A 790-nucleotide genomic window follows, 5' to 3' on the forward strand; every position below is an offset into this window, starting at 1 on the left:
CAGACCTGTTGCTGCGAGGTGCAGAGCACAAGCAGCAGGCAATGCTGATGGACAGGGGCACAGATGCCGAGGTGACACCAGCTGACAGTGATGACTTCTTCATTTTTGAGTGTCCTTCGCCAAGCACAAGCTGTGGTAACACTGGAGCCCACCTGGACGTGTTAATGTTTTTATATGATCCCAGGGCAGACGCAGCTATGCTACATGGCTTGCCGGTAGTACGGAGAGTGTTCGTGAAATACAACACAAGCCTTTGCCCTACAGCACCTGTAGAACGACTTTTTTCTTTGGCGAACCTTATGCTACTACCGAATAGACGGCGTCTGGATGACGGCATTTTTGAAAGCTGCTTCTCTTATAAAAGTCAACCTGAAAACGCAATAAATGTATTTTTACACTGTTGCTACTTTGTGAGTGTCTAGCAGCATATCGTGATAACATTACAGTTAACCCGTATGTTTTGCTTACTGGATGTATCTACGGGAGTATTCAGGGTATTTAAATACGGTATTTATATTTTGTATTTAAATACCCCATTTTCAAAGTATTTACCACGAGTATCTGAATACTCCTAAAAATTTATCTTGTATTTATATTTAGATACATGAAAAATGTATTTATGCCCATCTCTGTGACAGAACCGCCGCTGGAGCTTCTCTTTCATCGCATTTGTCATTCTTCTGCATGGGTCTGGCAGGTCCTGATTCCCAGGTCCTGACGCGAGAGAGCTCTCGGGCGATGATCTCTGCCGTATGGCGCTCCTCCCACGCGAAGCAGTCGAGCAGCCGCG

1 protein-coding gene is annotated in these 790 nt (G+C 45.4%); it reads left to right on the plus strand.

Annotated features, from left to right (window positions below; genetic code table 11):
• Nucleotides 1-422: hypothetical protein (locus tag Q2M23_RS43705; RefSeq protein ID WP_316399541.1), on the plus strand; the 422-nt coding region annotated here is incomplete at its 5' end.
• Nucleotides 423-790: the final 368 nt, after the last annotated feature.

Source organism: Bradyrhizobium sp. 33ap4, assembly GCF_032654765.1.
Lineage (GTDB): Bacteria > Pseudomonadota > Alphaproteobacteria > Rhizobiales > Xanthobacteraceae > Bradyrhizobium > Bradyrhizobium australafricanum.